Annotated in this window: 19 protein-coding genes; 10 read left to right on the forward strand and 9 right to left on the reverse strand. The window is 69.3% G+C overall.

Annotated features, from left to right (window positions below):
- The 7 genes from murJ to SSMG_RS38720 form a co-directional block, all read left to right on the forward strand.
- On the forward strand, positions 1 to 1911 hold a 1911-nt coding region (gene murJ / locus SSMG_RS38690), incomplete at its 5' end, for a murein biosynthesis integral membrane protein MurJ (RefSeq protein WP_199786115.1).
- A 79-nt stretch (positions 1912 to 1990) separates the two neighbouring features.
- A complete protein-coding gene (locus SSMG_RS38695; RefSeq protein ID WP_009085321.1) occupies positions 1991 to 3589 on the forward strand; it encodes a protein kinase family protein in 1599 nt (532 codons plus the stop codon).
- A 31-nt stretch (positions 3590 to 3620) separates the two neighbouring features.
- On the forward strand, positions 3621 to 4286 hold the full coding sequence (sigM, locus tag SSMG_RS38700; RefSeq protein ID WP_009085324.1) for an RNA polymerase sigma factor SigM: 666 nt from the start codon (positions 3621 to 3623) through the stop codon (positions 4284 to 4286).
- Entirely contained in the window at positions 4283 to 5080 is a 798-nt protein-coding gene (locus SSMG_RS38705) for a hypothetical protein (RefSeq protein ID WP_009085326.1), read from the forward strand. Before sigM ends, SSMG_RS38705 begins: the two co-directional genes overlap by 4 nt.
- 95 nt (positions 5081 to 5175) lie before the next feature.
- Positions 5176 to 6168, forward strand: coding sequence for a thioredoxin-disulfide reductase (trxB, locus tag SSMG_RS38710; RefSeq protein WP_009085328.1), 993 nt, complete (start codon positions 5176 to 5178; stop codon positions 6166 to 6168).
- Between the two features lie 28 nt (positions 6169 to 6196).
- On the forward strand, positions 6197 to 6520 hold the full coding sequence (gene trxA, locus SSMG_RS38715) for a thioredoxin (protein ID WP_009085330.1): 324 nt from the start codon (positions 6197 to 6199) through the stop codon (positions 6518 to 6520).
- Between the two features lie 269 nt (positions 6521 to 6789).
- The gene (locus SSMG_RS38720) at positions 6790 to 7938 is read left to right on the forward strand and encodes an N-acetylmuramoyl-L-alanine amidase (protein ID WP_009085332.1); all 1149 of its coding nucleotides are present in this window, start codon (positions 6790 to 6792) and stop codon (positions 7936 to 7938) included.
- Positions 7939 to 8755: 817 nt separating this feature from the next.
- On the opposite strand, the gene SSMG_RS38725 is transcribed toward SSMG_RS38720, so the two are convergent.
- Entirely contained in the window at positions 8756 to 9400 is a 645-nt protein-coding gene (locus SSMG_RS38725) for a GNAT family N-acetyltransferase (protein WP_009085334.1), read from the reverse strand.
- 181 nt (positions 9401 to 9581) lie between these two features.
- Between SSMG_RS38725 and SSMG_RS38730 the strand changes: the two genes are divergently transcribed.
- Both SSMG_RS38730 and SSMG_RS38735 read left to right on the forward strand, forming a co-directional pair.
- A complete protein-coding gene (locus SSMG_RS38730) occupies positions 9582 to 10901 on the forward strand; it encodes a PLP-dependent aminotransferase family protein (RefSeq protein ID WP_009085337.1) in 1320 nt (439 codons plus the stop codon).
- A gap of 30 nt (positions 10902 to 10931) precedes the next feature.
- Positions 10932 to 11882, forward strand: a complete 951-nt coding sequence (locus SSMG_RS38735) for a D-alanine--D-alanine ligase (RefSeq protein ID WP_009085339.1) — start codon at positions 10932 to 10934, stop codon at positions 11880 to 11882.
- A gap of 130 nt (positions 11883 to 12012) precedes the next feature.
- Here SSMG_RS38735 and SSMG_RS38740 read toward each other — a convergent pair whose 3' ends face one another.
- The 8 genes from SSMG_RS38740 to rpmH form a co-directional block, all read right to left on the reverse strand.
- Complete coding sequence (locus SSMG_RS38740; protein ID WP_009085341.1) at positions 12013 to 13029, reverse strand: ParB/RepB/Spo0J family partition protein; 1017 nt, start codon at positions 13027 to 13029, stop codon at positions 12013 to 12015.
- Positions 13026 to 13949: a ParA family protein gene (locus SSMG_RS38745; RefSeq protein ID WP_037716311.1), complete on the reverse strand. Its 924-nt coding sequence runs from the start codon at positions 13947 to 13949 to the stop codon at positions 13026 to 13028. Before SSMG_RS38745 ends, SSMG_RS38740 begins: the two co-directional genes overlap by 4 nt.
- Before the next feature lie 85 nt (positions 13950 to 14034).
- Positions 14035 to 14709 (reverse strand): 16S rRNA (guanine(527)-N(7))-methyltransferase RsmG, encoded by a 675-nt coding sequence (gene rsmG / locus SSMG_RS38750; RefSeq protein WP_286157010.1) that lies wholly within the window; start codon positions 14707 to 14709, stop codon positions 14035 to 14037.
- 692 nt (positions 14710 to 15401) lie between these two features.
- Positions 15402 to 15941, reverse strand: a complete 540-nt coding sequence (locus tag SSMG_RS38755; RefSeq protein WP_009085346.1) for a R3H domain-containing nucleic acid-binding protein — start codon at positions 15939 to 15941, stop codon at positions 15402 to 15404.
- A 28-nt stretch (positions 15942 to 15969) separates the two neighbouring features.
- Positions 15970 to 17097, reverse strand: a complete 1128-nt coding sequence (yidC, locus tag SSMG_RS38760) for a membrane protein insertase YidC (protein ID WP_009085347.1) — start codon at positions 17095 to 17097, stop codon at positions 15970 to 15972.
- 4 nt (positions 17098 to 17101) lie between these two features.
- Positions 17102 to 17428, reverse strand: a complete 327-nt coding sequence (yidD, locus tag SSMG_RS38765; protein ID WP_009085349.1) for a membrane protein insertion efficiency factor YidD — start codon at positions 17426 to 17428, stop codon at positions 17102 to 17104.
- Between the two features lie 6 nt (positions 17429 to 17434).
- Positions 17435 to 17866 (reverse strand): ribonuclease P protein component, encoded by a 432-nt coding sequence (gene rnpA / locus SSMG_RS38770; protein WP_037716315.1) that lies wholly within the window; start codon positions 17864 to 17866, stop codon positions 17435 to 17437.
- A 22-nt stretch (positions 17867 to 17888) separates the two neighbouring features.
- The gene (gene rpmH / locus SSMG_RS38775; RefSeq protein ID WP_037363527.1) at positions 17889 to 18032 is read right to left on the reverse strand and encodes a 50S ribosomal protein L34; all 144 of its coding nucleotides are present in this window, start codon (positions 18030 to 18032) and stop codon (positions 17889 to 17891) included.
- Positions 18033 to 18630: 598 nt separating this feature from the next.
- Between rpmH and dnaA the strand changes: the two genes are divergently transcribed.
- Entirely contained in the window at positions 18631 to 20310 is a 1680-nt protein-coding gene (gene dnaA, locus SSMG_RS38780) for a chromosomal replication initiator protein DnaA (protein WP_037718697.1), read from the forward strand.
- Positions 20311 to 20624 lie beyond the last annotated feature (314 nt).

Below are 20624 nucleotides of genomic sequence, written 5' to 3' on the forward strand. Positions count from 1 at the left end.
CAGGCGCCGAACCGGGGCCAGCTTCCGCAGCCGACGCCGCCGCCCGCGAACGTGCCGGGCCCGCAGCCGCCGGTGCACCGCGGCCGCGGCCCGCGACCCGGCACGCCGATCCGGCCGTGGCAGGAAGAGGCGATGCGGGACCCGGACGCCACCCGGTTCATCCCGCGCACCGCCGGCGTCCCGCTGGCGGCCCCGTCGCGCTGGCCGACGGCCGACCCGGACGTGCTGCGCCCGTACGACGCGCTGGCCACCCAGGTCATGCCGCGGATCAAGGACGCGCCGCTCGCGCGTCCGGCCGAGGCTCCCGAGCAGCCGAAGGACGAAGGCCCGTCGGTGGCCAAGGAGTCCGGCCGGATGGCGATCGCGTCGCTGATCAGCCGGATCACCGGGTTCCTGTGGAAGGTGCTGCTGGTCGCGGCGATCGGCAACGGGATCGCGACCGACTCGTTCAACGTCGCGAACACGATGCCGAACATCATCTTCGAGCTGCTGCTCGGCGGCGTGCTCACCAGCGTGGTGGTGCCGCTGCTGGTGCGTTCGCAGGACGATCCGGACCACGGCCAGGCCTACGCGCAACGGCTGCTGACCACCGGCGTCACCGTGCTGTTCATCGGCACCGTGATCGCGGTGGTCGCGGCACCGGCGTTCACGTCGCTGTACATCGATTCGTCCGGCAACGCGAGCGCGGGCCTGACCACGGCGTTCGCCTATCTGCTGCTGCCGGAGATCTTCTTCTACGGCGTGTTCGCGCTGGTCTCGGCGATGCTGAACGCCAAGCACGTGTTCGGTCCGACCGCGTGGGCCCCGGTGATCAACAACCTGGTGGTCATCTTCACGATCCTCGTGGTCTGGCTGATGCCCGGTTCGATCGACACCGGCAATCCGTCGCTCACCGACCCGAAGGTGCTCATCCTCGGCCTCGGCGTCACCGGCGGCATCGCCGCGCAGGCGCTCATGCTGGTCCCGCCGCTGCTGCGGTCGGGCTTCCGCCCGCGCTGGCGCTGGGGCCTGGACAGCCGGATGAAGGAGTTCGGCGGGCTGGCCCTGTGGGTTGTCGGCTACGTCGCGGTCAGCCAGGTCGGCCTCACGATCACCACCCGCGTGCTCACCAAGGGCACCTCGGGCGGCGTCACCGCCTACAACTACGCGTGGCTGCTCTTCCAGCTTCCCTACGGCGTGCTCGGCGTCTCGCTGCTGACCGCGATCATGCCGAGGATGAGCCGCGCCGCCGCCGACGGCGACACGAAGAAGCTGGTCGCCGACCTGTCCTACGCCTCGCGGATCTCGACGGTGACCCTCGTCCCGATCTCCGCGGTGATGACCATCGTCGGCTCGTCGATGGGCGTCGCGCTGTTCGCGCTGGGCAAGGGCTCGCTGGAGGGCGCCGAGCGGATGGGCCAGGCGCTGGCGATCACGGCGTTCGCGCTGCTGCCGTACGCGCTGGTGATGCTCCAGATGCGGGTGTTCTACGCGATGAAGGACGCGCGCACGCCGACGTTGATCATGATCGTGATGACTGTGGTCAAGGTGCCGCTGCTGTTCCTGTGCCCGGTGCTGCTGAACCCGGAGAACGTCGTGCTCGGCGTCATGATGGTCAACGCGCTGACCTACGTGATCGGCGCGATGCTCGGCCAGGTGTGGCTGTGGGTGACGCTCGGCAACCTGCGCAGCAAGCGGGTGATCGGGGTGATCCTGTTCACGGTCGTGGCGAGTGTGCTCGGGGTCGCCGCCGCGTGGGTCGTGGGGCTGATCGTGCCCTCGTCCCTCGGCCCGGTTCCGCACGCCTGGATCAAGCTCGTCCTGCAGGGAGTCGTCGGGATCACGGTCTCGTTCGGGGTGCTCATGGCGCTGAAGGTCGAGGAGCTGAAGCCCGTAACATCGAGATTCACTCGATTGATCAAGCGCGGGTAACGATTGATTCACGACTCACGACGCTTCTACGGCTGATGATCCGGGTACCCTCGGTGCCGGGAGCGAAGCGGGAGAGAGCGTGGACACGAGACGAAGCGAGCAGGCGGGGGACGCCGCGGGCATTCGCGCCCGGGGCGGATCGCTCGCGCCCGGACGCGTCGTAGGGGACGGCCGGTATCGCCTGCTTGCCCAGTTCGGGGTGGACGAGCGAGCCGCGGCGCACCTCTGGCGGGCACGGGACGGGCAGCTCAAACGGGACGTCGCACTGACGCTGCTGGTCGGCGATCCGGCCGACCCGGAGGCGGCGCGGCAGGCCCGGCGCACCCTGGAACGGGCCGCGCACGCGTCGAAGTTCGGACACGGCGGCGTCGCGCGGGTGCTCGACGTGCTCAGCCTCGGCAGCGGCGTCACCTCCAGCGAGGGACTGCTCGGCGTCGTGGTGGCGGAGTGGACCAAGGGCAGCGACCTGGTGGACCTGGTCGCGCAGCGCCCGGTGGCCCCCGCCGCGGCCGCGCGGATGGTGCAGGCGCTCGCCGAGGCGGTCGACCACGCCCACCAGAACGGTCTCGTCCTCGGCCTCGACCACCCGCAGCGACTGCGGCTCACGCCGGGCGGCGCGCTTAAGCTCGCCTTCCCCGGCCCGCTGCCGGAAGCCACCCTCCGCGACGACGTCAAGGCGCTCGGCGCGGTCCTGTATCTACTGCTCACCGGACGCTGGGCGCTGCCCGGCGGACCGCCCGCGATCCCCGCGGCGCCGCTCACCCCGCAGGGGCACGTCGTGCCGCCGCGGTCGCTGGTGCCCGCGGTGCCGCCGGAGCTGTCCTCGCTGGCCGTCCGCACGATCGAGGACGGCGGCAGCGGCGGGATCCGCACCAGCTCGGCCATCCTGCGCGTGCTCGGCCAGGTCGCCGAGCAGGAGGAACGCACCCAGCTGATCAACGCGGTCGGCAAGGACGAGGCGGTCGATTCCGACGGCACGATCTGGACCACGAAGAAGCCGGTGAAGGACGTCGCGCGGCGGCGGAAGCTGGCCTTCGGCGTCACCGTGCTGGTGGTCGCGACCGTGGTGATCCTCGCGTGGGGCGGGCTGATGCTGATCAACCTGTTCCAGGGCGACGGCAAACCGTCCGGTCCTCCGCTCAACGTCGCGGCACCCCCGAGCAGCGCGGCCCCGGCCAAACCGGGCAACCAGGCGCCGCCGCCGGGGAACCAGCCGCCCGCGGGTCCGAAGATCGGCGATCCGGTGGCTCCGAAATCAGCCTCGCTCTACAACCCGGAGGGCTCGGGCGACAACCCCGGCCGGGTGAAGAACACGATCGACGGCGACCCGGGCACGGTCTGGAAGACCGACCAGTACCAGCAGCAGCTGCCCGCGCTGAAGCCCGGCGTCGGGATCGCGGTCTCGTTCGACAACCCGGTGAACCTCGCGCAGGTGAAGATCAGCGCGGACAGCCCGGGCACGAAGGTCGAGATCCGGTCGGCGGACAGCAAGAACCCGCAGCTCGACGACACCAAGGTGGTCGGAGGCGGGGACCTGAACGGGCCGGACACCACGATCACCCTGCAGCAGCCGACGCAAAGCCAGTACTTCATCGTCTGGATCACCCAGCTGGGCGACAACGGCGGCAACGGCTTCGTGAGCCAGATCGGAGAGCTGACCTTCCTGCCTGCGGCGTGACCTGCGACCACGACTCAGTAGGCTCTGCCGGGTGACGGCTGCAGCTCCCACGGATGCGGATCTGATCGCGGCACACGCCGCGGGCGATCCGCATGCGTTCAGTGAACTGGTCCGGCGGCATCGAGACCGCATGTGGGCGGTAGCGCTGCGCACGCTGCGCGATCCGGAAGAGGCGGCGGACGCGCTGCAGGAGGCGTTCATCTCGGCGTTCCGCGCGGCGGGCAAGTTCCGCGCGGAATCGCAGGTCACCACCTGGCTGCACCGGATCGTGGTGAACGCGTGCCTCGACCGGATCCGGCGGAGGCAGGCCCGGCCGACCGTGCCGCTGCCCGAGACCGGGGAGTTCAACGAACCGGCCGCGCCCGGCGATTCGATGGCGGAGAAGGAAACCAGCCTGCTGGTCCGCAAGGCGCTCGACGAGTTGCCCGAAGACCAGCGCGCGCCGATCCTGCTCGTCGACGTCGAGGGCTATTCGGTGGCCGAGACCGCGAAGATGCTCGGCATCGCCGAGGGCACGGTCAAGAGCCGGTGTGCGCGCGGGCGGGGAAAACTCGCGAAGGTTCTCGGGCATCTGCGGAACCCGGACGCGGGTGGCGACGTCCCAACTAACGAAAGCAAACGCAAGCACGCCACTTCGGAGGGGTCCCGGAGTGCCGGGCGAGCCCAGCGCTCGCCGGGGAACGGGGAGGGACGATGACGGACGAGAGCCGGGGGGCAGGCGGAACCATCGGACCGCCCTGGTCTGTCGACCTGCTCGCCGACCTCCACGCCGGGGTCCTCGACGAGCACGAGGCAGCGCAGCTGTGGCCGCGGGTGAACGCGGATCCGGAAGCACGCGCGATCATCGAGGCCCTCGAGGCGACCACCGCCGACCTGTCCGCGCTCGCCGCGGAACCGGCCCCGCCGATGCCCGCCGAGTTCGCGGCCCGGCTCGACGCCGCGCTCGCCGCGGAGTCGGCGGCCCGGCAGGAGGCGACGTTTCCGGCCGCGGCACCGGCGCCTGCTGAGCAGCAGGTCGCGCCGGTGGTGGACCTGTCGGCGGCGCGGAAGCGGCGGAACCGGCAGCTCGGCTGGGGTGCCGGGATCCTGACCGCCGCCGCGGCCGCCGCGGTAGCGATCACGCTGACGGTGCCCGGCAAGACGACCTCGGAGACCTCCGGCGTCGCCGCGCCCGCACCGTCCGCGGTGGGCGGCCCGTCCGTCGGCGCCGACGGGAGCGGGGCGGAAGCGCTGCTCGGCGGCGGTCTCGGCGTGCGGAACTACGGTCCGCTGCAGGACGGGAAGCGGTTCGACGCGTGTGTCGAGGCGGCGGGCATGGACCCGGCGGTGCGGCCGGAAGGCGTGCGGCCGGTGACGGTCGAGGGCAAGCCGGGCGTGGTGGCGATTTACACCACCGGCAAGCTCGCGCAGTTCCGGCTGGTCGCGTTCGGCGCGGACTGCGGGCCGGGCCACCCGGACAAGCTGTTCGACAAGGTGGTCGGCAAGAAGTAGCGGGCAGGGCGTAGCGGCCGTCACCGCCGGGAACACCTCCACCTACGATCGTGTTGAGCCTGGAGCACAGGTCATGACGAGCGGAGGGTTGACGGGTGGCTGCCGAGGAAATCAGGAACCTGATCGTCGTCGGGTCGGGTCCTGCCGGTTACACCGCAGCGGTCTACGCGGCGCGCGCACAGCTCGAACCGCTGGTGTTCGAGGGCACGCAGTTCGGCGGCGCGCTGATGACGACCACCGAGGTCGAGAACTTCCCGGGCTTCCGCGACGGGATCCAGGGCCCGGACCTGATGGAGGAGATGCGCAAGCAGGCCGAGCGTTTCGGCGCCGAGCTGCGCGCGGAGGACGTCGAGTCGCTCGAGCTGACCGGCGACGTGAAGTACGTCGTCGCGAACGGCAAGCGCTACGCCGCCCGCGCGGTCATCCTCGCCATGGGCGCCGCCGCGCGGTACCTGAAGGTGCCGGGCGAGCAGGAGCTGCTCGGCCGCGGCGTGTCCGCCTGTGCGACCTGTGACGGTTTCTTCTTCCGCGACCACGACATCGCCGTGGCCGGCGGCGGCGACTCGGCGATGGAGGAGGCGACCTTCCTGACGAAGTTCGCCAAGTCGGTGACGATCGTGCACCGCCGCGACGAGTTCCGGGCGTCGAAGATCATGCTCGAGCGCGCTCGCGCGAACGACAAGATCAAGTGGCAGCTGAACTCGCAGATCACCGGCGTCGAGGGCGACGGGACGGTGTCCGGCCTGAAGGTGCGCGACACGAAGTCCGGCGAGGAGAAGACGCTCGACGTGACCGGGTTCTTCGTCGCGATCGGCCACGACCCGCGCAGCGAGCTGGTCCGCGGCCAGGTGGACGTGGACGAGGACGGCTACGTGCTCACGCAGGGCCGCACGTCCTACACGAACGTACCCGGCGTGTTCGCCGCCGGCGACCTGGTCGACCGCACCTACCGCCAGGCGATCACCGCGGCCGGTTCCGGCTGCAGCGCGGCGATCGACGCGGAACGATGGCTCGCGGAGCACGGCGAGTCGCAGGCGCACGAGGCACCGGAACTGGTCGGCGGCGGCTACGGCGCCGGCGAGCACTGACTTTCCCACCGAGTTGAAGGAGCAAGCGATGTCCGAACCCGTGAAGGTGACTGACAAGTCGTTCGTGGACGACGTCCTGACCAGCGAGAAGCCCGTTCTCGTCGATTTCTGGGCGACCTGGTGCGGACCGTGCAAGATGGTCGCCCCGGTGCTCGAGGAGATCGCGAAGGAAAACGGCGACAAGATCACCGTCGCGAAGCTCGACATCGACGAGAACCCGAACACGGCGCGTGACTACCAGGTGATGTCGATTCCGACGCTGATCCTGTTCCAGGGCGGCAAGCCGGTGAAGCAGATCGTGGGCGCGAAGCCGAAGGCCGCGCTGCTGTCCGATCTCGCCGACGTGCTCTGAGCCGGTCCACCTGCTGAGAACCCGGGCCAGCGGCGATCGACGCGCCGGTCCGGGTTCTCGCACATTCGGGTACCACCCGCACGGGGGTGGGCACGCAGGTGTACCCGGCGTGTCCCCCGAGTACGGACCCACCCCTCCAGGGGCGCACCGACCGGGCCTGCGTCCTTACCGAGAGTTCACAGGGCACAATAGGTGCCTGGGTACACCCCTACCCGGGTTTCTGTTTCGCATCGAGCCGGTTTCGGTGCCTGAGGAAGAGCGAGGAGTGCATGCGGGTACTCCGCCGCGGTGACGCCGGTCCCGACGTCGCCGAGATCAGGTCGATCCTTGCCGGGATGGATCTGCTCCCGCCGGTGGCGGGGACCGAGCGGTACAACACGTTCGACGTCGCGGTGGAGCAGGCCGTGCGCGCGTTCCAGCAGCGCCGCGGGCTCATCACCGACGGCGTGGTGGGCCCTGCGACGTACCAGGCGCTCAAGGGCGCCAGCTATCACCTCGGGAGCCGCCCGCTCCAGTACCTTTTGTCGTCGCCGGTGCACGGCGACGACGTTTTCACTCTTCAGGAACGGCTCACCGAACTGGGCTTCGACGCGGGTCGCCCGGACGGGTATTTCGGCCCGCAGACCGAACGCGCCCTCCGCACGTTCCAGCGCGACATGCGCCTGACGTCGGACGGCATCTGCGGCCCGGCCACGATCCGCGAACTGCACCGCCTGTCGTCGCCCCGCGCCCGCGGCGGCCGCCCGGTCTTCCTGCGCGAGCAGGAGCAGGTGCGCCAGGCAGGCCCGCGGCTGCGCGGCAAGCGCATCGTCATCGACCCGGGCCACGGAGGCGAAGACCTCGGCGTCGTCGCCGGCGGCCTGCGCGAGGCGGACATCGCCTGGGACCTGGCGCGACGGCTCGAAGGCCGGATGCAGGCGACCGGCATGGAGGCCCTGATCAGCCGGGGCCCGAACCACAGCCCGACGGATTTCGAACGCGCCCGTTTCGCCAACGACGCCGGCGCGGACCTGTTCCTGTCGCTGCACAGCGACGGCAACCCGTCGCCGCGCGCCCAGGGCGTGGCGAGCTTCCACTTCGGCACCGGCAACGGCACGACGTCGACCGTCGGCGAACTGCTGGCCGGCTTCATCCAGCGCGAGGTCGCAGCCCGCACCGGCCTGCTGGACTGCCGCACGCACTACAAGACGTGGGAAATCTTCACCCGCACGCGCTGCCCCGCGGTCCGCGTGGAAATCGGCTACCTGACGAACCCGGACGACGCCGCCCGCCTGGCCGACCCCGCCTTCCGCGACGTCGTGGCCGAGGGCATCCTCATCGCGGTGAAGCGCCTCTACCTCCTGGGCGAAGGCGACCAGCCCACCGGCACCTTCACCTTCGCCGACGTCCTGGCCCACGAACTCGCGAAGGCCGAGTAACCGCTCTTTTCGTTCGGCCGCAGCGTTCCTTCTTACCCCTTGCCTGGGCCTGAGACGCCCTTCCCCGGGCTTATCTCGCCCAATACCGCCAGAGCCCCGTCCAGCGCGCCCCAACCGGCCGCTGCCCCTCTCAGCCCGGCGCGCGCCCGCCCGTTTACCCGTGCTGACCCTGTCTCACCTCCGCCACCTGCTACCCACAGTCACCACCAGCCGCCCCGTCCCCGGACCAGCACCCCCCGCGACTCTCGTCCCCACCCCACGCGCCCCGACCGCGCCCTCAGGACCTAACAACCGGAGCCACCCCACCGCTTAACCGGCGCCACAAGAACTTGCGCCCAGCCGTTCCAGCCGCCACCACACCTGGGGGCAGCCCCCACCCTCACCGGGGGGCGTCCCCAGATCCATTCTATCCATCCACAGCTTTTCCACGGCCTCTATCTGCAATCTGTGGATAACTCGGGGGTTCTTCCACAGTTGCCCACAGGTACCGGGAGTGGGTGTTTCCGCGGCGATCCAGAGGTGGTATGGGGCCGGTCTAGCCGAGCCAGGCCCCACCTGGAAGCGGAGAGGACCGGGCGCGGTCTGACCTCGGATGATGCTGTTGAGGCGGTCCCGGACAAGGTCAGTCGCGGGGCGAAAAGCGCGGGGTGAAAGCTCGGCGGGAAGCCAGGGAAGCCGCTCGGTCAGTACGGAGAGTGACCAAAGAGGCGAATAGAAGCCCGCAGGCGCGGCCAGCGGCGAGCAAGACCGACGGGCTGTTCAAAGTGAGTGCCAGCGACGTCATTCTGGCTGATCTGGTCAGCCCAGAGAACAACAGTCAGGCGCGGCCGAGGCTCGGTTCGGCGGTCGTGATCGTCACCTGGCCCAGCAGACGTTCCAGGGCGGCTTCGACGTCTTCCTTCCAGGTGATCGCCGAGCGCAGTTCCAGACGCAGTCGCGGGTACTTCCGGTGCGGGCGCACCGTTTTGAAGCCGACGCTCTGCAGGAACGCGGCGGGCAGCACGCAGGAATGCTGGCCCAGCGGGTCCTCGTCGTCGGGGGTGGCGTCGCCGAAGGCTTCGATCGCGCGGACGCCTCGTTTGGTCAAGTCCTTCGCCACCGCCTGCACCAGCATCCGGCCCAGGCCGCCGCCGCGGAATTCCGGCAGGACCTGGAAGGCGGTGAGCAGGACGGCGTCGGCGCTGGGCGGCGACGTCGGGAAGGCGAGCGAGCGGGGCACCGCGTTCGGCGGGGCGTAGAGCACGAAGCCGACCGGCAGCGTGTCGCTGTAGACGATGCGGCCGCAGGAACCCCATTCCAGCAGCACGCTGGACACCCAGGCTTCCTTCTCGACCTCGGTGGAGCCGTATTCATCGGCCTGCGCCTTCAGATGCGGCGCGAGCTCCCAGTACACGCACTGGCGGCAGCTCTTGGGCAGGTGCTCGAGATTGTCCAGGGTGACGCCCACCACGCGACGTGACACCTGAAACCTCCCTGAACCCCGCAACTCCGGCCTTCGCGCCCGCAAGAGCGCAGGCAGCACCGGAAGAACCACCCCGAGGATAGGCCGATGTGACAAGCGCCGGAAGAGCGGGGAGCCGGAAGAGGCCGCGGTTACACTCGATGGATCTACCAGCAGGTACCACCGAGCCCTCAGGTGTCCGATGACCGAGAACCGCCCCGCCAAGCCGCAGACCGGCCGCCACAATCTCGACCCGCATCTCGACCGGTACGCGGCACGTACCGCCGGGATGACCGCATCCGAGATCCGCGCGCTTTTCGCAGTGGCAAGCCGGCCGGAGGTCGTCTCGCTCGCCGGTGGCATGCCGAACCTGGCCGCGCTGCCGCTCGACACCCTCTCGGCTCAGGTCGGCGAGATCATCGCCGAGGAGGGGCTCGTCGCCCTGCAGTACGGGTCCGCGCACGGGATTCCCGCGCTGCGTGACCAGATCTGCGAAATCATGGCTCTCGAGGGGATCAAGGCGCACCCCGACGACGTCGTGGTCACTGTCGGTTCCCAGATGGGCCTCGACATGGTGACCCGGCTTTTCTGCGACCCGGGTGACGTCGTGATCGCCGAAGGCCCGTCGTATGTCGGCGCGCTCGGCTCGTTCTCCGCGTACCAGGCGAACGTCGTGCACGTCGCGATGGACGAGCACGGTCTCGTTCCCGAAGGGTTGCGGGAAGCCTTGCGCCAGGCCGAAAAAGCCGGGCAGCGGGTCAAATTCCTTTACACGATCCCGAATTTCCACAACCCGGCCGGCGTGACGCTGTCGGTCGAACGGCGGCCGGAAATCGTCGAGATCTGCCGTGAACACGGCGTGCTGATCATCGAGGACAACCCGTACGGCCTGCTCGGTTTCGACGGCCAGACCTACCCGGCGCTGCGCTCGCTCGACCCGGACAACGTCGTGTACCTCGGCTCGTTCTCCAAGACGTTCGCCTCCGGACTGCGCGTCGGCTGGGTACTCGCGCCGCACGCGGTGCGCGAAAAGCTTGTGCTGGCAGCGGAATCCGCGACGCTGTGCCCGCCGACCTTCAACCAGATGATCGTCTCGCGCTACCTCGCGACGCACGATTGGAAGGGCCAGATCAAGAAGTTCCGGGAGAACTACCGGGAACGCCGCGACGCGATGTTGTCGGCGCTGCAACAGTATTTGCCGCCCGGCTGCTCCTGGACCAACCCCGACGGCGGCTTCTACGTGTGGGTCACCGTGCCGGAAGGCGTTGACACCAAAGCGATGTTGCCGCGCGCGGTTACCGCTCGGGTCGCGTACGCGTCCGGCACCGGTTTCTACGCCGACGGGTTCGGCTCCCGCCAGATGCGGTTGTCGTACTGCTATCCGACGCCGGAACGCATCCGCGAGGGCGTGCGCCGGCTCGCCGCGGTGCTCGAGTCCGAAATGGACCTCGGCCGCACCTTCGGTAGCGTGAAGGCTCGCACCATCCCGGGGCCCGAGACCCCGTCTCCGGACACGGTCTGACCGGCCCAGCAACACTAAGGAGTTCCCACGGTGGTCGACCGTACCGTTGCCGTGCTCGCCGGCGGGCTTTCCCACGAACGCGACGTTTCGCTCCGCTCCGGGCGCAGGCTCTCCGCCGCGCTGCGGGCCGAGGGCCTCACGGTCGAGGAGTGGGACACCGACGCCGGACTGCTGGAACGGCTGCGCACGCAGCGTCCGGACGCGGTTGTCGTCGCACTGCACGGCGGTGAGGGCGAAAACGGCTCGGTGCAGACCGTGCTGGAGATGCTCGACGTGCCGTTCGTCGGCACCCACTCGCAGGGTTGCCGCCGCGCCTGGGACAAGCCGACCGCGAAGGCGTTCGTGCAGCAGGCCGGGTTCTCGACGCCGGACTGGATTGTGTTGCCGCACAGCACTTTCCGGGAGCTGGGCGCCCAGTCGGTGCTCGACGCGATGGTCGAGCGGCTCGGCCTGCCGCTGATCCTCAAACCGGACCAGGGCGGGTCGGCGCTCGGCACGCAGGTGGTCCGGGAAGCGGCGGAGCTGCCCGCGGCGATGGTCGGCTGCTTCGCGTACGGCGACACCGTGCTCGCGGAACGGTTCGTGGACGGCGTTGAAGTGGCCGTCACGGTCATCGAAGGGGAGAACGGGGCCGAGGCCCTGCCCGCGGTGGAGATCGTGCCGGAGAGCGGCGTCTACGACTACACCGCGCGCTACACCGCGGGTCTCACTGACTTCTTCACCCCGGCCCGGATTTCCGACGAAGCCGCGAAGGCGGTCAGCGAACTCGCGGTCGGGGCGCACCGGTGGCTCGGGCTGCGCGACATCTCGCGCACCGACGCGGTGATCACGCCGGACGGGGGAGTCCACTTCCTTGAGGTGAACCTCTCGCCGGGTCTCACCGAAACGTCGACGGTGCCGATGGCGGTCGAGGCCGCCGGCACCACCCTCGGTTCAGTTTTCGCGGATCTCGTCGCGCGCGCCGTCGCTCGCGCGAACTAGAACCAGGCGGCCGGGGTGGACGGCGGACTGCCGCCCTTCCCCGCGCCGGTCGATTCCGGCGGCCACTCCGCGTGACCGTGGCCGCCTCGATCCGCAATCATCACCGTGACGAAACGCCCCTGGGTGATCCCTAATCGGTTTCGTCGCTCTGATTCGTCGTTTTTTCCCCGGAATTCGCGTCGATGATCCCGACGATCCGCTCAAGATCGTCTACCGACCCGAACTCGAGAACGATGCGTCCCTTGCGCCGGCCGAGGTCGACCTTCACCCGGGTGTCGAACCGATCGGACAGCCGGTTCGCGAGTTCCTGCAATCCGGGTGCCTGGATCGGCTTGCGGGGAGCGGCCTTCGGCTTCGGCGGCTTCTCACTCTTCTTCAGCGTGACGGCTTCCTCGGTGGCGCGCACCGACATGCCCTCCGCGACGATCCGCGCCGCCAGCTCTTCCTGGCTGTCCGGATCCTCCAGCGACAGCAGCGCCCGCGCGTGCCCGGCGGACAGGACGCCGGCGGCCACTCGTCGCTGCACGGGGAGGGGGAGCTTGAGCAACCGGATCGTGTTCGTGATGACCGGACGGCTCCGGCCGATGCGACCGGCCAGCTCCTCGTGCGTCACCGCGAACTCGTCGAGCAGCTGCTGATAAGCCGCCGCCTCTTCGAGCGGGTTCAGCTGCACACGGTGGATGTTCTCCAGGAGCGCGTCCCGCAGCATCGACTCGTCGGCGGTCTGCCGCACGATCGCGGGGATCGCCTCGAGCTCCGCCTGCTGCGAGGCCCGCAGCCGGCGCTCGCCCATGACGAGTTCGTACTCGTCCTCGCCCAGTTCGCGGACGACGATCGGCTGCATGAGCCCGAACTCGCGGATCGAATGCTCGAGTTCGGCGAGTGCTTCCTCGTCGAAAACCTGACGAGGCTGCTTCGGGTTCGGCTTGACCGAGCTGACCGGGATCTCGCGGTACACCGCGCCGGCGACCTCGCCGCCCGCGACCTGCTGGCCCGCCGCGCCGTTCGCCGCGAACCAGCCCTTGTCCTCGCGTGCCGCTTTGTCCGCGGACGTGACGGCCTCGGTCGCGGCCGGAGGAGGCGTCGCCGGTCCGGTCGGGATCAGGGCCGCCAGTCCGCGGCCGAGCCCTCCTCTGCGCTCAGTCATGTGGTGCTGCTCCTCTCCTTCACACCCCGCTCGGCGATCTCCTTCGCCGCGTCGAGATAGCTCATGGCACCACGTGAACCGGGGTCGTAAGCGAGGACGGTTTGGCCGTAGCCAGGCGCCTCGGACACCTTCACGCTGCGCGGGATGACGGTCTTCAGCACCGTGTCGCCGAAGTGGTTGCGGACCTCGTTGGTCACCTGGTCGGCGAGCTTGGTGCGACCGTCGTACATGGTGAGCAGAATCGTCGACACGCTGAGTTCGCGGTTGAGGTGCTGCTGCACGAGTTCGATGTTGCTGAGGAGCTGCCCGAGACCTTCGAGTGCGTAGTACTCGCACTGGATCGGGATGAGCACTTCCTGCGCCGCCACCATCGCGTTGACGGTGAGCAGACCGAGCGACGGCGGGCAGTCGATGAAGACGTAGTCGACGCCGATCTCGTCGAGCGCCCCGGACGACAGCGCCTCCTTGAGCCGCGTCTCGCGGTTCGCCATGGAGACGAGTTCGATCTCGGCGCCGGCGAGGTCGATGGTCGCGGGCACACAGTAGAGGTTGGGGGACTGCTCGCTCTGCTGTGCGGCCTCGGCGATCGAGACCTCGCCGATGAGCACCTCGTAGATCGAGGGCGTCCCGGAGCGGTGGTCGATGTCGAGCGCGGTGCTGGCGTTGCCCTGCGGGTCGAGGTCGATCACCAAGGTTTTCAGCCCGTGCACGGCGAGCGCCGCGGCCAGGTTGACGGTGCTCGTCGTCTTGCCGACCCCGCCCTTCTGGTTGGCGACGGTGAGCACCCGGCGGCGCGCGGGTCGGGGGAGTACCCCTTCTTTGGGGTGGAGCACGCTCGCGGCGCGAACGGCTTCTTCAGCGATCGGCGTCCAGCCCATCTCCTGGCTGGCCTCCGCGGAGTCGGACGGCGGGGGATTCACCGGTCTCGACACCTCCTCCTGGTAGACGATTCGGGGCGTTCACACCGCGATGTTTCACGTGGAACGGCGCGGCTGTTGTCGTTCGCTAGCTCCGTCTGCCGCGTGGCCGGTTCGGCTTCGGCGGCAGGCGTCGGATCAGGACCACCGTGCTGGGGACTTCAAGTACTGCCTTCCCGCATTCCGCGACCTGTGGGTCGGCCCCACCGGCCTTGCGCACCGCGTCGCGGTCGCGGGAGATCTCTTCGGCGGCGCTGGCGCCTTTGAGGGCAACCAGTCGACCTTCGGGACGAACCAGGGGAAGGCACCAGCCCGCGAGCCGAGCAAGAGGGGCGACCGCGCGGGCGGTGACGACGTCTGCGCCACCCAGCTGCTCGCGTACGGACCGCTCCTCGGCGCGTCCACGGACGATGGTGATCGGGAGTTCCAGCTTCTCGGCGACCTCAGCCAACCAGTCAACCCGGCGAGCCATGGGTTCCAAGAGCACGATATCGAGGTCCGGTCGAGCGATCGCCAGCGGTACTCCCGGAAGCCCGGCACCCGACCCGACGTCGACCACGCGCGCCTCGGACGGGATCTGCTCGCCGATCACCGCGGAGTTCAGCACGTGCCGCTCCCACAGCCGCTCCACCTCACGCGGCCCGATCAACCCTCGCTCGACCCCATGAGTCGCCAGCAGCTCCACGTACCCGGCGGCTTGCTCGACGCGCTCCCCGAACACCTCCACCGCCGCGGTCCGGACCGTTCCGGTGGCGCCGTCCAAGCTCACTACTCCCACTCCTCGCTCCGCGCGTTTCACGTGAAACGCGCCCGCTTGATTGTCCCTGATGCCGACGCCAAATCGAGCCGACAGACCGCAACTGTGGACAACTCCACTCGAGTCGCCGAGCGATCCACAGGTCGTTTCACGTGAAACGCGGTCGCCTGGGTGAGATGGCGACGGCGGGTTTCACGTGAAACGCCACGCGTGTAATTCGCTCCACCGGCAGGGAAGGCCCAACGGAGGGCAATGCAGCTCGGCTCGGCTCGCCTCGGCTCGGCTCGCCTCGGCTCGCCTCGGCTCGCCTCGGCTCGGCTCGGCTCGGCTCGGCTCGCCTCGGCTCGGCTCGCCTCGGCTCGGCTCGCCTCGGCTCGGCTCGGCTCGGCTCGGCTCGGCTCGGCTCGGCTCGGCTCGGCTCGGCTCGGCTCGGCTCGGCTCGGCTCGGCTCGGCTCGGGAGAAAGCTAACGTCGGGAAGCGGGTCCGCATCGAAGAGTCCGGCACGCGCAGCGGGCGAGCCCGCGACAGTCAGCACCGTCAGCGAAGTCAACGAGGTCGGCAGAGTCAGCGAGGTCGGCGGGGTAGCAGTGGCCCGCCGCCGGTACCGCGGAAGAAGACATAAAAGAAGCGGCCCACCGGATTCACTCCGGTGGGCCGCTTCGGCTCAGTACTCAACGCGGCGCGCGTCCGAGGGGGCTCAGTCCTCGGGGAAGATCACCACGCGGCGCTTCGGGTCCTCGCCCTCGCTCTCGCTCGTGACGCCCTTGACCGTCGCGACCGCGTCGTGGACGACCTTCCGTTCGAACGGGCTCATCGGCTGCAGGCGCACCCGCTCGCCGCTCGACAGCACCGACTCCGCGGTGGACCGGCCGAGTTCGCGGAGCTCCTCGCGGCGGTCCGCGCGCCAGCCCGCGATGTCCAGCATCAGCCGGCTGCGCGAGCCGGTCTCCTGCTGGACCGCGAGGCGGGTCAGTTCCTGCAGCGCTTCGAGCACCGTGCCGCGGGGACCGACCAGCTTCTCCAGGTCGTCGCCGCCGTCGATGCTGACGATCGCGCGGCCCGCTTCGACGTCCAGGTCGATGTCGCCGTCGTAGTCGAGCAGGTCAAGCAGACGCTCGAGGTAGTCGCCGGCGATGTCGCCCTCTTGCACGAGAGCGTCGTCACCGCCCGCCTTCGGCTCGGCCGCCGCACTCGTCTCTTCCTGATCGGCGTCGATCGTGTCGACCGTCTCCGGCATGTTCAGTCTCCTCTCCGAACCCGAAGCGTCAGCGACGCTTCCGGCCCGACTTCCTGTTCGAGTCCTTGAGGAGCCCGGGCACTCCGGTGCCGTTCTCCTTCGATCCGTTCTGGGTGGCTGTGTTCTCCGGCGCGCTCTCCGCCGGTTCGGCCGCCTTCTTCTCCGAGGAGGCACCGCCGCCCGCGGACGCGGTCTGCGCGAAACCGTGCGCCGAACCCGCCTTGGTCACCTTGCCCTGCTGCTGGTTCTTCTTCTGCTGCACCGGCTTCTGGCCGACCTTCGGCGCGGTCGGCTTCTGACCCGGCTTCGGGCCGAGCGACGCGCGCTTCTCGGCGGCCTCCGCCTTGCGGGCGGCCTCTTCCTTGTCGATCTTCGTGTAGACGAGGCGCTGCTGCATGAGCGTCCAGCCGTTGTTCGCCAGCCAGTAGAAGAGCAGGCCGAGCGGGAAGAAGGCACCGAACACGAGCACGCCGAGCGGGAAGACGTACATGGTGAGCTTGTTCATGATCGCGGTCTGCGGGGTGCCCGCGGCCGAAGCGTTCTGCCGGGAGACCGAGTGCCGCGCGGTGAGGTGCGTGGCGATCGAGGCGATGATCATCAGCGGCAGCGCGACCGGGAGGACCTCCCAGTGCCACCCGCCGTTCGCGACGTGCCCGGCGACGGCGCCGACGCCGTTGTTGACCGCCTCGCCCATGTTGACGCCGAAGAGCTTCGCGCTCACGTACGAGTTGACGTCGTGCTCGTTGAAGAAGTAGTTCTCGGTCTTCGGGCCGCCGCCGGCGGGCGGCATGGTGAACGCGCGCAGCACGTGGTTCAGGCCGATGAAGACCGGGATCTGAAGGATCATCGGAAGGCAGCTGCCGAGCGGGTTGACGCCGTGCTCGCGCTGGAGCTTCTGCATCTCCTGCGCCTGGCGCTGCCGGTCGTTCGCGTACTTCTTCTGGATCTTCTTCATTTCCGGCGCGAAGTCTTGCATCTTCTTCATCGACCGGACCTGGTTCACGAACGGCTTGAACATGATGCCGCGGACGGTGAACGTCAGGAAGATGATGCCGAGGATCCACGAGATCGCGGTCGCTTCCCCGAAGACGAACCCGAAGACCTTGTGCCAACACCACAAGATGAAGGACACGGGGTAGTAGATGAAATCGAGCACTGAGCTACTCCTCGATCGGTGTTTCAGGCGTGCGGTGTCGCCACGAGAACTTCTCGGGCACCGGGTCGCGGCCGGGCGGGGTCCACGGACCGCAGCGAAGCAGCCGGCGCAGCGCGAGGTAGGAGCCCCGCGCCGCGCCGTGGCGGGTCAGGGCTTCGACTGCGTACGCGCTGCAGCTCGGGTAGAACCGGCAGGCCGGGGGAAGAAAGGGCGAGATCGCCTTGCGGTAGAACCGCACGGGAAGAAGCAGCACCCACGCGACCGGACCCGGCCGGGGCGGCTTGTCTTCCTCGGGTGCTTCGGTGGTGCTGTGCTCGGAGGTGGCGTCCATGGCCGTTTACACCGCTGATCCGTGGTCGGGGGCCGCGCCCTGCTGACGCGGCTGCCGGGGAGCATCGGCCCCGGCCGGGCGGCCGGACGGCGCGAGGCCGAGCCGGCGCAGTGCGGCGTCGAGATCCGCACCGAGCTCAGCGCTCGACGCGGTCGCGGCCGGAGGCAATGCCCGTACCACCAACGAGCTGCCCGCGGGCAGTGTTCCGAGACGCGCCGAAACAAGGTGGCGCAACCGCCGGGTCACCCGGTGGCGCACCACCGAGTTCCCGACGGCCTTGCTCACCACAAAACCCGCCCTGGCCGCGAACGAGGCGGCCACGGACGGGTCCGTGGTCAACGCATGGACGACGAGGCGGCGCCTGCCGGCTCGGGACCCCCGGCGGAGGACGACCCGGAAGTCCTCGCTCCGCCGCAGACGTGCGCCAGCGGGCAGCACGACGCGGTTGCGCGGAGCCGGATCAGGCGGACAGCTCGGCGCGGCCCTTGCGACGGCGCGCCGCGAGGATCGCCCGGCCCGCACGGGTCCGCATGCGCAGGCGGAAACCGTGGGTCTTCGCGCGGCGACGGTTGTTCGGCTGGAAGGTGCGCTTGCCCTTGCTCACTGCTTCTCCTGTGTCTCGGCCGTCGGGCGACGGCGGATTCCCCGGCGCCCGGCGTGTCGTGCGGGTCGCACGGAAGTTCGTGCTGTCTCCTACCACCGGGTGGCCTCGTCACGACGAGCGACGACATACGTAGGCACGCGAAACGCACCCGTCGCATACGGGAGACCTTACGAGGGTACGCACCCCGGTCGTGAACGCTGCAGGCGCCCCTCCGCCACCCTCGGCGACGACCGGCCAGACTGCCCTCCGGCACGGCGCGGCACCGAATGGCAACACGCCGTACACCGTGAAATGCTTGCGCAGCACCACGTCTTGTGGCATCGAGCAGGGCTTGTTAGCGTGCCTCTCTCGGCCTCCGGGCAGGACTGAATCGGCTTCGCCGGCGCCGGGGGGGTGTGGAGGCGCCCGGGGAGTACGCGAGCCCGCAGGTGGCGTGGCTGCGGACGGCCGTACATTAGTGCACAGCTGTGGACAACTTTGTGGATATCGCTGTGCCGTCGCGCGGGTGAGTCCGGACCGCGTGCTCGAGGCGAGCTTCCAGGACGTGCTCGGGGTGGTCCGAGGCGTGCACGCCGACGAGGGGAGGGGAGTCAGACCGGTGTCGGAGCACCAGCACAATCTGGGCGTCATCTGGGAGCAGGTGGTGCGGGAGCTGTCCGACGGCACCCTCTCCCCGCAGCAACGAGCCTGGATGCGGGTGACCCGTCCGATCGGTCTCCTCGACGGCACCGCGCTGCTCGCCGCGCCGAGCGATTTCGCGAACGAAGCCATCGAACGCGCGCTGCGCACCTCGATCACCGAAGCGCTGTCCCGTCGGCTCGGCCGTCCGGTGTCGCTCGCGGTGAAGGTCGACAGCACCGAGCCGGTCGCGCCGGCCCCCCGCTATGTGGCGTCACCCGCCCGGGTGGAAAACGACGCCCCCCGGCCGGAGCCGGTCCCGTCGGCGAGCCCGCACACTGAGAACGGCCAGGCCGACCACGTGCGCGCGGAGCGCCCGAAGCCGATGCCGCCGCCGCGCCGCCCGCAGGTCGACGCCGCCGGTCTTCCGCCTGCCCGCGTCGAACCGCCGCCCCCGCCCCCGCAGCAGCCGGTGCACCCGAACCTGGACGACCTCGAGGATCCGGACGAGGAAGTCGACGAAGAGGGCGAAGCGCTGGCGACCGCCAACGAGATCTGGCCCCGGTTCGCCGGGCAGCCGATCGCGGGCCAGCCCTACACCGCTCCGGCGCAGCCGCAGACGTCGAAGACGAAGCTGAACGAGAAGTACAACTTCGACACCTTCGTCATCGGCGCGTCCAACCGCTTCGCGCACGCCGCCGCGGTCGCCGTGGCCGAGGCTCCGGCCCGGGCGTACAACCCGCTGTTCATCTGGGGCGAGTCCGGACTCGGCAAGACACACCTGCTGCACGCCGTCGGGCACTACGCGCAGCGGCTGTTCCCCGGCATGCGCGTGCGCTACGTCTCGACCGAAGAGTTCACGAACGACTTCATCAACTCGCTGCGCGACGACCGCAAGGTCGCCTTCCAGCGGCGTTACCGCGACATCGACATCCTGCTCGTGGACGACATCCAGTTCCTGGAGGGCAAGGAAGGCACCCAGGAGGAGTTCTTCCACACCTTCAACACGCTGCACAACGCGAACAAGCAGATCGTGGTCAGCTCCGACCGGCCGCCCAAGCGGCTGGAGACGCTGGAGGACCGGCTGCGGACGCGGTTCGAATGGGGCCTGATCACCGACATCCAGCCGCCGGAGCTGGAGACGCGGATCGCGATCCTGCGCAAGAAGGCGGCGCAGGACCGGCTCGCGGTGCCCGGCGAGGTGCTGGAGTTCATCGCGTCTCGGGTCGAGGCGAACATCCGCGAGCTGGAGGGCGCGCTGATCCGCGTCACCGCGTTCGCTTCGCTGAACCAGCAGCCGGTGGAAGTCGGGCTCGCCGAGATCGTGCTGCGCGACCTGATCCCGGATTCGCACACGCCGGAGATCACCGCGCCGACCATCATGGGCGTCACCGCGGAGTTCTTCGACGTGACGCTCGACGAGCTGTGCGGCCCGGGCAAGACGAAGGCGCTCGCCACGGCCCGCCAGATCGCGATGTACCTCTGCCGCGAGCTGACCGAGATGTCGCTGCCGAAGATCGGCCAGACGTTCGGCGGCCGCGACCACACGACCGTCATGCACGCGGACAAGAAGATCCGCAAGGAGATGGCCGAGCGCCGGCGGATTTACGACCAGGTGCAGGAGCTGACCTCGCGGATCAAGCAGCGCGCCCGTCAGTAGCCGACTGCTGAGTTTGGACACTCGCTTGTAGACAGTCTCGTTTCGACTTCAAGGGCACCACGGACTCCCGTGGTGCCCTTTTTGGTGCCCTGACTGGCTTCTCGCGCGTACACAGCTGAAGCGCGCGTACGGATCAGCAGTGCAGCGAAGCACGCGTACGCATCCACAGACGTCCACAGCCTGTGTACAGAGAATTTCCCAAACTTATTGATACACAAGGGGTTTTCCCCAGGGTGTGGGCAGTTTGCCCACAGTGCCAACAGATCTCGGAGCTGCACTGACCCGGATTCGCTCCACATCCCGCTCACACCGAA

The sequence above is a fragment of the Streptomyces sp. AA4 genome, assembly GCF_000158875.1.
Classification (GTDB): Bacteria; Actinomycetota; Actinomycetes; order Mycobacteriales; family Pseudonocardiaceae; genus Amycolatopsis.